This is a genomic window from Sphingobacterium sp. xlx-96, assembly GCF_011007365.1.
Lineage (GTDB): Bacteria > Bacteroidota > Bacteroidia > Sphingobacteriales > Sphingobacteriaceae > Sphingobacterium > Sphingobacterium luzhongxinii.
This window is the reverse complement of the sequence record NZ_WFKM01000017.1, coordinates 1-13,981: the sequence shown is the minus strand read 5'-3', so window position 1 is coordinate 13,981 and position 13,981 is coordinate 1. Positions and strand designations below refer to the sequence as shown.

The following is a 13,981-nucleotide window of genomic DNA, read 5'->3' as shown; positions in this document are numbered from 1 at the left end:
GACTCCCATACATCCATTTTCGATGATCTTGACTTAGAAACTACCAAATAGAGTCCCGCTGATCCTAAAAAAATCGCCATCCTGAAAACAAGATGGCGATTTTCTATTTTGCCGTCCTCATTATAGTTTTTTTAAATGGTAGAACATACCCCGCCGCGATAGTAAAAAAAGTATTATGTAGCTTGATCGGAAGATGATCCGTAGGAGCATCGATAACATTGTTTACACCATAATTAAACACAGCCCTTATCTGCCATACCGGACTCAACGCATAGACTCCCCCCACGTGCAAACCTATATCGGTCTTATTCACAAGTTTAGAAACATCAAATGTAGCACTCGAAATCTCTATCTTCGGTGTTGTAGGATCTCCTAATCGTACGTAAGCATTATGTACACTACCTTCAAACGAACGATATACTGCACGAGCGACCGAAAAACCACCGAGCAGCGACCATTTGGGACTCAACTCATAATGAGCAGACACTGGGAGTTCCAGGTATAAGTTATTAAAGGAAGAACCTACAGATCCTGTAAAATAACCTATAAAGCTAGGTATAGGTTGATCCTCAAACTCAATCATCGCTTTAAAATTTTCAGCGAAAGCCCTTGTTTTCATCCCTTTATTTACTAGATTCAATCCCGAAGAAATAGTCAATTTATTATTTATCTTGTAAAAAGGCACCTCTACACCAACCGAAATCGGATTCACCGGATGATAACTTTCTACTTCACGAATCTCTTGAGGAATGGATGCCGGCGTCACACCACCGATATGTACACCTGAATGGATAATTACCCGATCAATCGCTACCTGTGCAGACGCCCCTAAACTAGTCACACCGGTAACTAACAGCAAAAAAATACATCTTATCATTTGACCGTAATCTTAATATCATCCACTAATAATACACTACCTATAGCACCTTGAAATATATCACCATTCTTACTGGCGCTCATTACAATTGCTAAACGGTACTTACCACCTGCAAATCCATCCAACTGGGGAACTTTGCGATAGTCAAAATCAACTTTAAAAGACTTAAAGTCTTTAGACACTGTAGCCAGCTCATCATACAGCAACGCTGTCGCAACGATACTTTTATCTGTCAATAAGTTTGTGCCATCCAGATAATCGACCTTCGTACGGGCCTTTAGTTCATCGGCATCAAAAAGTACCGCGACTATAGAGCAGGTATCCTTAACATTAGGCATAGGCTTGCTATTATGATCGATCACCTGCTTGCCCGGCGTATAGTGGTAAAAACCAGCGAACGAAACAGGAGCTGCTTCGATAGGACGTCCAAAATGCGTAGATTGCAACGGATCTCCCATCACATTACCTGAATCAAATTCCCCCATGAATATATTTCCTGCAGCAATTGGCTTTTTCGCCCCAGCACCAAAGCTCCCGGTAGATTTAGTTTCCAATTTTACAGCGACCTTTCCACCATGTGCTACTGTGCTATATTGCATAGGATACAGTTCGGCTTGCTTCTTCACGATCGGTGAGATACTGAAAACAAATCCTGCATTACCTGAATCCCAGGTATCCAGTTTACGCTCATCGCGTAAGCTAAAGAATTCAGTATACTTGTTTCTATCGTGAATACTATAGTCCTCAAAGTCATATTCCAACGGCATGAAAGTCACTCGCTCGTTAGTCAGTGTCACCGTATACTTTTTACTAAACTCCCCATTTTCGGAAGTCACCGTATAGATGACGGGATCTGTAAAGTCCTGAATAGAACCACTAACCGGTACACTGCTGGCTCCCCGACTCAGCTTAAACGCGAACGCATAGGCTTTTACGTTAATCTTTTGATCGTCTACAAAGAGCTTCACCTCATCATTTGTAACAACCGGATCCGCAAAAAAATCATCCTCTTTATGCACTATAGATAATATATCGGCTTCAATATTTGGCAAAGCTTTCTTGATACAGCTTGAGAACATCAATACTGTACCCCATAAAAACAAGCAAAATAAGGAGCTAACCGAACGTAAACGTCGACTTCCCATCGTTTGAATCTACTAATTTTAAAATTTTATAAATGAAATGTTAACTGTTAAATGCCCATAAACTTAAATGGTTTAGCTTCCTTAAAGTTAGCATTTGATAAACCATTAAATGTCGAAAATGCCTTTAGATCAAGCATCATTGTCTTAGCACCCTCGGCCAGATTAAACTTATTTAAATCGACCCAAAAAGTATTTGGAGTAAGTACTGTTTCGAAGTAGTATACTTTATTCTTTTGATCAGCTACGGATCTCCAACGGGTAGATGATATATTAGGTTCTGTTTCAGAACTTATACCAAATGGAACTGAACAATTACGTATTACAGAGAACACACTTGCTACAGATATACGCGTATCTTCAGTCTGTGGTATTGCATTGATGTAGTAAGATGCACGTACAAAACGGTCTGCTGCCCGATTAGTACCTGGCAACATTACAGTACCCGGTATACCTTGCCAATACTTATTCAGTGCTAACTGTTCTTCGAACACAGGAGAATTCGTCATTACCGTATATTTAGGGCTGTGGTGAATGATCAATTTACCATTGATATATTCCAAGATCGCATTATCACCCGTTGCATCCGAAAGAGATAAATGCAGTGTAGTAAACTTTTGTGTACCTGGAATATAATCACTGACGACCACAAAAGATTCCTTACTTAGGTCTATCACAGCTTCCTGTACTGTAGCATAATTATCCAAAGCGTACTGTGCCCAAGCCGATATGGTCAACCCTTGCTTCGAACCTACCGGATCAAATTTCGGATAGTTAGATTCGACCAACCAAAGCACGTTTGCTACAAGTCCTTTTTCATTCAAACCATCTGTCGTTGCGATATCCCAAGCAGAAGCGATAACAGATCCATATTTGGATTTCCATTTGATAGATTGTGTACCCACTTCGCCATTACGCGCTATGCCACGTGGGAATACCCATAAATTGGCCGCGATATCATCTTTCCAATCCATGCTACGTGCGGTAATGATATTTCCATTAGGACCTTTGTAGACAACACGTGTACATGCCAATGCAGGTGCCGTCAACAAAGTGATACCGGCTAATAATAAGGAAAATACTTTTTTCATATAAATAATTATTTCATGATCCGCCAGCTGGCGGATTGGTTTGCTTTTCAATGGTTAACTCCAACATTAGCAATCACAGATGTGCTTCAATTATTGAAATCTATATTGTGTTCCCTAGATATTTCATATAAGTTAAACACAAACTCAACCAGCACACTAGGGTATTTATATTAAACAAACGGCTAAAATAAACATTTTAATTCCACAGAGCAAACGCATTATATTATATTTTTATGAATGTATTTCACTATTAATTACATCATAAAAAACGATACTATAACCATTTTTTCAACAAATAGCGTACGTTACTATTTCACGCAATCGATTTCGTTGCCAACAAACTTCTAAATAGACTAAAATAACCCTACTTTGGGAGCATTATTCCATTGGAATAAGATCTAAACCTAGTAAACACTTTTTTTAAATCTATGAAAGAAAAAACTAAACCCTTTTTCGCTACGAACTTTTATCCAATCAGCTCTGCTCTCATGCTAGCTCTTGCTCTGCCAAGTCATGTCTTAGCAGATAAGATAGATCGATTCGATAGCTTAACAGAAATTCAAAATCAGAACGCTGTCACTGGTACGATTCAGTCGAATTCAACTCCACTTATTGGGGTTACCGTTACTGTAAAAGAAAACCCAAAAATTGCGACATCCAGCGGTCCAAACGGAGAGTTCACGATTAAGGCCACTAAGGGAGAAACCTTAATATTCTCACTGATTGGATACCAACCTCTAGAGAAAGTCGTCGATTCAAACGTCATTAATGTTCAATTGATTGCGTTAAATGAAGCACTAGAAGAAGTTGTCGTTGTCGGATTTGGCACTCAAAAGAAGGTAAACCTTACCGGTGCTGTACAGGCCATAGGGAGTAAAGACCTAGAGGATAGGCCGGTAACGAATGTATCTACAGCTTTACAGGGTAAATTCGCTGGGGTCACCATTATACAAAACTCAGGCCAGCCGGGCAAAGATAGTGGATCTATCCGCATCAGGGGATTGGGCACGACAAATAATGCAAACCCATTAGTATTGGTCGATGGTGTAGAAAGTTCCATGAACAATATCAACCCTAATGATATTGAAAACATTTCTGTACTAAAGGACGGCCCCAGCGCAGCTATCTATGGGTCTAAAGCTGCCAATGGTGTTATTCTCATCACAACTAAAAAGGGTAAAATTGGCGCGCCTCAGCTGAACTACTCTGGCTATGCAGGTTGGCAAGATCCAACCCGTCTCCCTGAATACATGCGGTCTTACGACCATGCCGTAATCCTGAACGAAGCATTAGCAAATCAGGGCTTATCATTACGTTTTACAGACTCGGATTTAGAAGGTTTTAAAAACCAAACAAACCCAGATAAATATCCAGACACGGACTGGTTAGGGCTATTATATACAGGTAGTGGGCTACAACAATCGCATAACTTACAAGTTTCTGGCGCTACCGATCGAATTAACTACATGGCTTCATTAGGATTTATGGGCCAAAAAGGTGTAATCGATATAGCAAAATCTGATCGATATAATTTTAGGACAAACCTAGGCACTAAAGTCAGTTCAAAACTCTCGCTCAATCTAGGGTTAGCATATAATTACCAACGAATAAACGAACCGATCAACCCCTATACCGGTGACATGGCTCAGATTTTTAGACAGGTCAATCGTATCCCCTCATTTATACCCTATAAATATACCAGTGGTCGTTATGGATACTATGGTGACGGTAATCCGATTGCTTGGGTCGACATGGGATCTACAGACAGAATGATCTATAAGCATACGAATATTAATTTGTCTGGAGAGTACCAGATCATGGACGGACTAAAATTCAAATAAGTGGTCAGCTTCCAACCCCGAGATAATATGTCTTCAAAATTTGTAAAAGAAATCCAATACTACGACAACAATACGGGTTTACCTAGTCAAAAGCAAGGAATAAATAATCTTACCGTTTACAATAATCAGGAGGAATTACTGACGCTACAATCTTTGCTTACTTATGACAAGTCTATAGGTGATCACGACTTTAATATTTTGGGCGGGTTCATGGATGAGACTAGGCGGGCAGATTTTACCAGTGCATATCGGCAAAATTTCTTAGGCACGGAATATGAAGAGTTGGTATTAGGAGATGCTTCAGGTCAAGTCGCTACAGGTGGAGCAAAAAAACTGATTCTTCGATCTTGGTTTGGAAGATTCAATTACGCATTTGCTAACAAATACCTGTTTGAAGCAAATGTAAGACGAGATGGTACATCCCGCTTTGTTGGCAAAAACAAGTGGAATACTTTTCCTTCCTTTTCAGCAGGTTGGAGAATTGCTCAAGAGAGCTTCTTTCAAAACTCTAGCTTAGCAAACATCTTCTCCGAATTGAAGCTAAGGGGAGGTTGGGGTGTATTGGGTAATCAGACAACTGCTGGAGTCGGAGAAAACGCGTATCCAACAAATGATGACTGGTATCCGGGCATATACACCATAAACTCTGGATTTAACTATCCCTTCGGCAATGAACTTTCTTCCGGAGGTACTGTTTCTGTCGCTCCAAACCCAGCTCTGCTTTGGGAAAGATCAATCAGTTCAAATATTGGTCTAGATCTGAACTTAAAAAACAATTGGAGCTTCGTCGTTGATTATTTTAACAGAAGTACCGAACAACTTTATACGGCTTTGGTAGTGCCTATCCAATTCGGTCTTCCAGCTCCAACTCAAAACGCAGGAATAATAAGAAATAGAGGCGTAGAAGTCCAAGTCAACTATTCAAATAATATCGGCGAACTTAAATTCGACCTCAGCGCCAATGCCTCCTATATCGACAATCAAATCCTACAATGGAAGTCAAACGCAGCAGAGCCACATAGCACATTCTACGTACGTGACGCAGGACTACCTCTTCGTTCGTTCTATGGATATGAGAACATGGGTATTTATCGCTCGGATGAAGAATATAAAAATTCGAATGTAAAAGGTGTTAATAATACTGTCGGCGCTGGTGATCTAATTTACAAAGATCAAAACGGAGATGGTAAGATTGACGGTCAAGATCGAGTCTATCTAGGTTCACCTGATCCAAAATACATTTTTGGGTTAACAACAAACCTTTCTTACAAAAATTTTGATCTGAATATGTTTTGGCAGGGAGCTGCGGATGTACAGGGTTATTTATGGGGAGAAGCTCTAGGAAACATTTCAGGAGCGGACAAACCAACTGAAATATTTTCAGATAGATTTCACATCACAAATAATCCCAACGGCTCCATGCCTCGCGCATTGACATCTTGGACACAGAATAAAGCGGAAAGTAATCCTTCAGACTTCTGGATTCAAAATGCTAGTTACGTAAGACTAAAAAATATAACACTTGGATACAATATACCCCAAGCGATCACAAACAGGATAGGAATAAAAGGAGCTAAAATATACTATAGCGGACAGAATTTGCTGACATTTACTGGCTTTGCTAAAGGTTTTGACCCCGAAACACCAGCAGATTCCAGAGGTAATTTTTATCCGCAAGTAAAGACCAATATTTTTGGTTTAAATATTAATTTTTAAAATAGAAGACAATGTTACATAAATATAAATATATACTCTTAGCTTGTGTCTTAGGTTTTTCATCCTGTGAATCTTTGGATCAAAATCCTTTGGATAGATTGGGAGAAGCTAATTTTTGGACAACAGAAAAAGAAACACTTTTTGCAGTCACAGGGTTATACAATGGTTGGGAATCGGGAAGCCAGATTTTCTACATGGACTGTGCTTCGGACAATTCCAATAATGATTTTTCTCATGAAGGGTTTCAACAGATTGGAAATGGCACCTTTAACCCTACCAATTCAGGAAATGCACTATCACGTTTTAGCTATACACACATTAGAAGAGCAAACTGGATCCTAGAAAATATAGACAAAGCACCTATCGGTGAACAATTAAAGAACAGATTAAAAGCCGAAGTTAAAACCATCAGAGCCTACAGATACCTTGATATGGCCATTTTATTCGGCAATGTTCCATTAATTACAACAACCCTCTCAATAGAAGAGTCTGCTGTTCCAGCTAACGATCGGGCAGATGTTTTTAAGTTCATAGAAGAGGAGTTAATAAGTGCATCGAGAGACCTACCTGCAGTACAAAATGGCCAAGGACGGATGACCAAAGGTTCTGCTTTAGGACTTTTAGCTAGGGCTTACGCATTTCAAAAGAAACACGCAGAAGTACTAAAAACGACCCAAGAGATTATCGATTTAAAAACTTACAAACTATTTGATAATTATGAAGATTTATTCGAAATAGCAAACGAAGGTAATTCGGAAGTCATTACAGACATTCAATATATTGAAAATACGTTTGGTTATACCAGTCTAGGAATCATGTTGCCGAATTCCATTGGAGGATGGAGTTCAATTGTCCCTTTGCAAAGTTTAGTAGATTCTTATGAGACCAAAGATGGAGAGACAATAACAACATCAGCATCTTATAATCCAGCGAAACCCTATGCAAACAGAGATCCGAGACTAGCTGCAACAATAGTATATCCTGGAGCGCTATACAACGGCAAATATTTTAATCCATTGGGCAATACGACTGATCACCCTAATAGTGCTGATAATGCTTCGAATTCGGGTTATAATTACAGAAAATACCTAAAAAATCCTTCCTCCTACGCCAATGTTTGGAACGTAGGAGTCAATATCATCGTACAACGATACGCAGAAATACTCCTGTTAAATGCCGAAGCTGCAATCGAATTGAATCAAATTAATGATGCTGTCTACGAATCTATTGATTTGGTTAGGGAGAGGGCCGGTTTACCGAAAATAAACCGAACACTATTTGCTTCGCAAGAAAAATTGAGAGAGCTTGTGCGGCGTGAATTTCGAGTTGAACTGGCAGGAGAAGGAAGAAGAAGATTTGATATTATACGCTGGGGTATTGCAAAAGAAGTGATGAATGGTCCAGTTTACGGTTGTTTGTCTAAAGGTTCGGTGGATTTAGCAACAGGGCAAGTAACATTTAGCAATCTCACAGATAGGTTTTTTGTAGAAAACAGAACTTTTACGGCGAATAAAAATGAGCTATGGCCTATTCCTCAAAGTGTTATCGATGCTGGCAAAGGTAGTTTGAAACAAAACCCTAATTATTAGCGGTATGCCGATGTACACATTAAGACAATAGCTAAACCTACTTAAACAGTAAAGAGCCGTGGCTTCTACAGCACACGGCTCTTTCGTCTACAAAAGCTAAGGCTCATACCAACGAAAAATCGATATTTTATGTCCTTCGGAGGGGCGTATTGACATACAGCTAATCCAACCTATAAATAGCCAATAATTGTAGTAGTAGTAGTAGTAGTAGTAGTAGTAGTAGTAGTAGTAGTAGTAGTAAATAGCATAGATCGACTCTCCCTTCAAGATTCCGCGCATAAATTCACCTAAGCCCTGCATAAAAAGTTAAAAGAGGTATTACTCCATGAATTAAGAAGAGGGTATCTAAAAAGCAAGGAGTTGTCGTCATTGCGAACCTGAGGAACTATGTCGTGTACGTCTAATTCTCTACAAACGGCAGATTGCTCCATCGTCCCTCCTCGCAAAGACCAATTCTTATGGCAATTAAAAAGCTTTAGACACGGCCCCATCTACAATTTTCACCGAAACAATCAGCGATTTCACCGAAAAGTAAAAACATTTGGTCGAAAACCCATTTCCTACCTCCACTTTCTAGCCTACTTTTGAATCAACAATTAAAACAAACAGCAGACGCAACCTTGGGAAAAGAATTAGCGTCTTATGAATAAAAGATAAAAGAAACAACAATTAAAAAATCAACACCTCAACAACATGAACCGAGACATAAATAATGCTAAACCATTTGAAGCATCATTTATTCGAGCTCTCATCTTCAACTAAAAAACAAATTACTCAGATGAAAAAGATTATCGCAACCATCGCAACCCTATTCACCTTACTATTCGGTTTTAATGCTTCTGCTGCAGAAACTGCCAACCCATTAAAAGATGTCAACGCTAAGAAAATCGCCCTTACCTACGTAGAGGCCATCACACTAGGCAATACCGAATTCAATAAGCATCTGTTCACTTCCGATTTCGAATACCGCAACGCAGCGAACGAACTCGTATCCAGTAGGTCAGAATATCTTGCTTTCTTAAAAGCTAACAAAGGTTTAAAATACAACTGTAAGACTACATACGAAATATTGGATCAAGCAGGTACAACTTCCGTAGCAAAGGCTATTATGAAGTTTGAAAAATTCACGCGTGTAGACTACATCACCATGATACAGACCGTAGATGGATGGAAAGTCAGCAAAGTGGTAACGACATACCCATAGGCATTTAGGAATCCTCAAACTGAGGAAGTCTTCATAACGAGTTTATTTTAATAGGTATTCAGGAACCTTCAATAAACTGAAGGTTTTTGTTTCAACATAGACCCGCAGGAGTGCGGGTCTTTTTTTGCACCGAACAGATATAGCCCTAACCTTTAGTCCCAAACACCATTCTTTTGCGTTAAGATAATAGGCTTATCATCCGTAACGACAATGGTGTGTTCATGCTGTGCCATGTACCCGCCTTTATCACCTACCATTGTCCACCCATCGTCGCCTACTACGGCATACGAAGAATCTGTAGAAATGAAAGTCTCTATCGCGACCACCGTATTCTTTTTAAATCGTCTCTGGTCAAATCGATTCTTATAATTGAGCAGTTCATCCGGTTCTTCGTGAAGGCTCCTTCCGACACCATGTCCCCCTAGATTTTTGATGACTCTAAAACCTCTTTTCTTGGCTTCTACCTCCATGAGCTGTCCTACTTCTGCGATCTTCACTCCCCCTCTGATCATACCGATGGCTTTTCGCAATACTTCGACAGAGGCATTGACCAACTGCTGATGTTTATGTATATCATTCCCCAGAATAAACGAAGCCCCATTATCTGCCCAGAAACCACGGAGTTCTGCAGAAACATCAATATTTATTAGATCCCCCTCCTGTAATATTCGCCGGTCTGATGGTACCCCATGACAAAACTCTTTATCTATACTTATACAAGTCCACCCCGGAAAATCATAGGTCAATCGTGGGGCTGATTGAGCACTAAACCCAGCAAGAATATTTGCGCCAAAATCGTCCAGCTCTTTGGTCGTCATCCCCACTTTGGCGTAGCTCTTCATTTTCTTTAAGGTATATGCCACAGCATCACTCACTTGTTGCATTCCGATTAAATCTTCTTCTTTCGTTATTAACATCGCATCCTATCCGTTTGTCCTAGAGATCCCTTCTCTACTTTACAAAGGTAGGGGCTAGTATAGGCTTCTAAAAGTAAAAATCGGACATTAGAAAATTTATAATACATTATTCCGTATTATTGCACCTTGATATGCCAATAAATTTTTTACAGAATATCAAGTCATCGTTTCTTTTAGAAACTATCTCCACCGAGGGACAGAACCCGTTTTGTAAACAAATAGCGATAGATCACCGAATAAAAGCATATGTTTTCTCTTGTAAAGATCTACCCCCGCAACAACCGCTTTTTAACGATGGCACCCCATCCCTGATCCTCCTCCCAAACAAATTGGACACTGCACGTCTAAACGTACATGGAAAGAAAATATCCATTGGAACAGCTTGGTTATGTTGTGGAGTCATAAAAAACACTTACTGGGAGATCGCTTCAGCACTCGAGTACATTCTGGTATTGCGTTTCGCCCCTGCTTATTTTTACTCGTTTTTCAATGTATCACCATCCGTCTTTCTGGCAAATCCGATACGTCGTTTGGAGGACGTCCTACATGACAAATGGCTTCATATGTTTGACCAGATGTATGAAAAGAAAACACTGTCCGATAAAATTTCTTTTTTGCGTGACAGGCTATCTTTACCAGGTACAGAAGATAACCTCTCTCCGATGTTAAGCATTGCTACCGAATATATCCAAGCTCAACGAGGAAACACCAATGTTGTAGATGTACTCCAACATTTAGGTGTAGGCGTAAACGCAAAGTGGTTACACCGAAACTTTGTCAAATACCTGGGAATAGCACCAAAAAAATACATCTCTCTACAGCGATTTATTTTTACCTATCAAGCCTATAAATCCAGCAAATCAAAAGATTTATCCGATGTAGCCCTATCAGCAGGATATTACGACTACAATCATTTTCTTAAGGATTTCAAGCAATATATAGGTATAGCACCGACTCGCTATTCTTGGACTTAGTAAATTACAGTTACTAAGTTAGTCAATAAGGAAAAGACACTTTCTTTTTCAAGATGGTTTTATTATAAATTAATAATTTAAAAAAGTATATTCGCCCGATATTAATCTAATTTATGAAAAGAATATTTGCTTTCCTTGCTATAGCGACAATCTATAGTAGTGTTTATGCACAGGACACCAAATTACTCCTAGAGCTAGGAGGTACATTCAGTAAACGAAAGATGGCTCCGTATGTCGATCGCAATAAAACAAGCTCTTTGTCGGACTCCAAGTACGCACATTTTAATATCCAACTGGGTTATCAAGTAACTTCAAACTCCTATTTAGGATTGAGCTATCAACATAGCAAAGGAACTATATTACAGGCAACGGAATTCTTCGTTAATAGTGATTATTTTAGTCATTCCTACTCACAGGAGAAGGTAAAAATCGGCTCTTATGGTATTTTTTATCGTCATTACTTATTACCCATAGATGTGAGTCGATGGAACGGCTTTGCAGAATTGGCTACCAGTTTACAATATCAAAATCGAAGTTATTTATCATCAACATACGTCACATCTTTACGGGATTATGAAATAGATTATGAAAATTATCTTTCAAGTGAGCGAGAAGTCAGTGCTTGGGATACCGATCTACGAATAGGAGGCTCCTATCGCATTTCTCAAAACTTTCTTATTCAACTATCTCTTCACTCCGTTGGAAGTATCAATCATAGCTTAAAAGATTCCTGGAACTCGGAACTGGAAAAGAAGACAACATACGAGTTTTTTAAATCACCTTTATCAAATACATATCTTTCTATTCTTTTAAAAATATAGCTCCCATGACAAAATACCGTTTATTTGCCCTGTTTATCACCCTTCTATTTTTGAACTGCGGCTATGCCCAATACAAAAAGGTAACCCTGTCTGCGCATACCAATCTAAGCAGATCCGCTTATGGCTCAGGCCCCTTTTATAATTCGAATGATAACTATCGAGATTTCAATTTGATTCCGAGCCTATCCTACAGATTGAACAAGGTGTGGGCCATAGGTGCTGGTTATCATTACGGATTCAATAAAAGTTATACCACAGTTGCCGTTGATATACCAGATTACTATTATATGCTCAGACATGAGCAGCGCAGTACAACTAATCAATTTGCATTATTTGTTCAGTCGTATTTATATGATAATGGTAAATTTGCAGCTTTTCTAGAGGTAGACGGTGTCAAAGGAAGAACAACGGCCAAATCGATACCGCCAGATGGGGCTATTGTTCCTGAAGACATTAAATATGAGAAATTCTCCACGGGCTTACATGCAGGCGGTCGTTATACTTTCTATAAAGGCTTAGGTGCCGAGTTCCGACTCAACAAGCTGATCCAATATCAGCAGGCCAAAGTAAAAGGTAATGACACTAAAGATTCCGAATTCCGGGTGTTTGAAAACATCTGGCAAAACTGCTCTATCGGTCTATCCTATCAATTTTAGGAGACTTCTTTCAATGACATAAAAGGCAAAGGGGTTCAGAAAAATCCGAACCCCTTCTAACTTTTTTAACAATTTCCTTTTTTTCCGTGTCTATGTTTCTTTTTTCGAATCAGTCGTCCGACTTTTCTTTTCGGATATTGTAATCAAGCGTTTATTTTATAATATAACCCCCTATTGCAGGACGTTACTTTTTAATATTATTCTCTGGTTTATTAACGTATCGTATTCTATATTATTGTGTTGATATGTGTTTTTTAACCAAAATATTTTATAAAGAATCAAAATTGCATTAAATAATGCCTAACGGATTATACGAAGCTTTGTCCCAGCTTCCGCATGTTGTATATTTGATTTCTTGTGATTGTAACCAAAAGACAGTGCATAATTGGCATTAGCCGATCCCCCATTCAAGCCCAAGTAATGCTACTGCTGTGTATCATTTCGGTAGACATAGCGCTCGAGATCTCTACGGACCGGTTACATTCACTTTTAGCCTTTCAGTGATTCCCTTTCCGACCTGATTGTGAAAGGCGGTACTGTCCAATTGGGAGGCGGTGCCTACAAATCGTTCTTCGGGTATCTTCTGATAGCCTGTCGAGACCACCTCGACTTCTTCGATCTGTTTTTCACCAGCGTGCAGGGCGATATTTAGTATTGTAGATGTATTCTCATAGGCAACACTTTGCTCTTTATAGCCTATATACTTGATTAATAATCATCCATATGTTTTATCTACAGCGATGCTAAACCTGCCATTTTTATCTGTACGCGTATGCTTGATCCCGTTGGATACGGATGCCCCTTCGATGATCGACCCATCGGCAGCCGAGCGTACCTCACCTTGGAGTACCGACCCCGGCTGCGTCTGAGCGACCGCCCCGCTTGCCATAGACCCTCTGCCATACGCTCTTTGTTTAAGCTATTTTAAGCTCCTCTCCCACATTATTTTACTACCGACGACCATAGACTCCACTTTGTTCCTGAAAGCTCTACAGCGCGCCCGAAAACCTCTTGAGATCAATCGAACGACATATAGGTCATCTGCGGGGTTGATGTCCGTGCGGGTCGGAGGAACGACAACGAAGCAACCGATCTCTCTTCCAGCAGGTCGTTCTGGTATCATCCCTCGTTCAACCTTCGTTCGCGCACCCTC

The 13,981-nt window shown here is 39.6% G+C and carries 12 protein-coding genes and 1 pseudogene; 6 read left to right on the top strand and 7 right to left on the bottom strand.

Going from position 1 to position 13,981, the window contains the following annotated elements; translation table 11 throughout:
- Positions 1–103 precede the first annotated feature (103 nt).
- Genes G7B20_RS18930 through G7B20_RS18920 form a run of 3 tightly spaced genes read right to left on the bottom strand, consistent with a single transcriptional unit; the run spans position 104 to position 3,110 of the window.
- Entirely contained in the window at positions 104–877 is a 774-nt protein-coding gene (locus G7B20_RS18930) for a porin family protein (RefSeq protein WP_164112990.1), read from the bottom strand.
- The gene (locus tag G7B20_RS18925) at positions 874–2,022 is read right to left on the bottom strand and encodes a PCMD domain-containing protein (RefSeq protein ID WP_164112989.1); all 1,149 of its coding nucleotides are present in this window, start codon (positions 2,020–2,022) and stop codon (positions 874–876) included. The genes G7B20_RS18930 and G7B20_RS18925 overlap by 4 nt, the downstream gene beginning before the upstream one ends.
- Before the next feature lie 47 nt (positions 2,023–2,069).
- The gene (locus tag G7B20_RS18920) at positions 2,070–3,110 is read right to left on the bottom strand and encodes a linear amide C-N hydrolase (RefSeq protein WP_164112988.1); all 1,041 of its coding nucleotides are present in this window, start codon (positions 3,108–3,110) and stop codon (positions 2,070–2,072) included.
- Between the two features lie 428 nt (positions 3,111–3,538).
- On the opposite strand from G7B20_RS18920, the pseudogene G7B20_RS18915 reads away from it, so the two are divergent.
- Positions 3,539–6,667 (top strand): annotated as a pseudogene (locus G7B20_RS18915) (SusC/RagA family TonB-linked outer membrane protein).
- An 11-nt stretch (positions 6,668–6,678) separates the two neighbouring features.
- The gene (locus G7B20_RS18910) at positions 6,679–8,256 is read left to right on the top strand and encodes a RagB/SusD family nutrient uptake outer membrane protein (RefSeq protein WP_164112987.1); all 1,578 of its coding nucleotides are present in this window, start codon (positions 6,679–6,681) and stop codon (positions 8,254–8,256) included.
- Positions 8,257–8,352: 96 nt separating this feature from the next.
- On the opposite strand, the gene G7B20_RS18905 is transcribed toward G7B20_RS18910, so the two are convergent.
- A complete protein-coding gene (locus G7B20_RS18905; RefSeq protein WP_164112986.1) occupies positions 8,353–8,556 on the bottom strand; it encodes a hypothetical protein in 204 nt (67 codons plus the stop codon).
- A 478-nt stretch (positions 8,557–9,034) separates the two neighbouring features.
- Between G7B20_RS18905 and G7B20_RS18900 the strand changes: the two genes are divergently transcribed.
- Entirely contained in the window at positions 9,035–9,460 is a 426-nt protein-coding gene (locus tag G7B20_RS18900) for a nuclear transport factor 2 family protein (RefSeq protein ID WP_164112985.1), read from the top strand.
- 152 nt (positions 9,461–9,612) lie between these two features.
- Here G7B20_RS18900 and map read toward each other — a convergent pair whose 3' ends face one another.
- Complete coding sequence (gene map, locus G7B20_RS18895) at positions 9,613–10,377, bottom strand: type I methionyl aminopeptidase (protein ID WP_164112984.1); 765 nt, start codon at positions 10,375–10,377, stop codon at positions 9,613–9,615.
- Positions 10,378–10,508: 131 nt separating this feature from the next.
- Here map and G7B20_RS18890 point away from each other — a divergent pair, with 131 nt between their 5' ends.
- The 3 genes from G7B20_RS18890 (at position 10,509) to G7B20_RS18880 (ending at position 12,828) form a co-directional block, all read left to right on the top strand.
- Entirely contained in the window at positions 10,509–11,351 is an 843-nt protein-coding gene (locus G7B20_RS18890) for an AraC family transcriptional regulator (RefSeq protein WP_164112983.1), read from the top strand.
- 113 nt (positions 11,352–11,464) lie between these two features.
- A complete protein-coding gene (locus G7B20_RS18885; RefSeq protein WP_164112982.1) occupies positions 11,465–12,172 on the top strand; it encodes a hypothetical protein in 708 nt (235 codons plus the stop codon).
- A 5-nt stretch (positions 12,173–12,177) separates the two neighbouring features.
- Complete coding sequence (locus G7B20_RS18880) at positions 12,178–12,828, top strand: hypothetical protein (RefSeq protein WP_164112981.1); 651 nt, start codon at positions 12,178–12,180, stop codon at positions 12,826–12,828.
- Between the two features lie 715 nt (positions 12,829–13,543).
- Here G7B20_RS18880 and G7B20_RS18875 read toward each other — a convergent pair.
- Positions 13,544–13,717 (bottom strand): hypothetical protein, encoded by a 174-nt coding sequence (locus G7B20_RS18875; protein ID WP_164112980.1) that lies wholly within the window; start codon positions 13,715–13,717, stop codon positions 13,544–13,546.
- Positions 13,718–13,747: 30 nt separating this feature from the next.
- Positions 13,748–13,981 (bottom strand): hypothetical protein (locus tag G7B20_RS18870; protein WP_164112979.1); only part of this gene is annotated, 234 nt, incomplete at its 5' end.

Excerpts from the sequence above, each read along its gene's own strand:
- G7B20_RS18930 (WP_164112990.1), bottom strand. The coding sequence starts at position 877 with ATGATAAGATGTATTTTTTTGCTGTTAGTTACCGGTGTGACTAGTTTA.
- G7B20_RS18925 (WP_164112989.1), bottom strand. The coding sequence starts at position 2,022 with ATGGGAAGTCGACGTTTACGTTCGGTTAGCTCCTTATTTTGCTTGTTT.
- G7B20_RS18920 (WP_164112988.1), bottom strand. The coding sequence starts at position 3,110 with ATGAAAAAAGTATTTTCCTTATTATTAGCCGGTATCACTTTGTTGACG.
- G7B20_RS18910 (WP_164112987.1), top strand. The coding sequence starts at position 6,679 with ATGTTACATAAATATAAATATATACTCTTAGCTTGTGTCTTAGGTTTT.
- G7B20_RS18905 (WP_164112986.1), bottom strand. The coding sequence starts at position 8,556 with ATGCAGGGCTTAGGTGAATTTATGCGCGGAATCTTGAAGGGAGAGTCG.
- G7B20_RS18900 (WP_164112985.1), top strand. The coding sequence starts at position 9,035 with ATGAAAAAGATTATCGCAACCATCGCAACCCTATTCACCTTACTATTC.
- map (WP_164112984.1), bottom strand. The coding sequence starts at position 10,377 with ATGTTAATAACGAAAGAAGAAGATTTAATCGGAATGCAACAAGTGAGT.
- G7B20_RS18890 (WP_164112983.1), top strand. The coding sequence starts at position 10,509 with ATGCCAATAAATTTTTTACAGAATATCAAGTCATCGTTTCTTTTAGAA.
- G7B20_RS18885 (WP_164112982.1), top strand. The coding sequence starts at position 11,465 with ATGAAAAGAATATTTGCTTTCCTTGCTATAGCGACAATCTATAGTAGT.
- G7B20_RS18880 (WP_164112981.1), top strand. The coding sequence starts at position 12,178 with ATGACAAAATACCGTTTATTTGCCCTGTTTATCACCCTTCTATTTTTG.
- G7B20_RS18875 (WP_164112980.1), bottom strand. The coding sequence starts at position 13,717 with ATGGCAAGCGGGGCGGTCGCTCAGACGCAGCCGGGGTCGGTACTCCAA.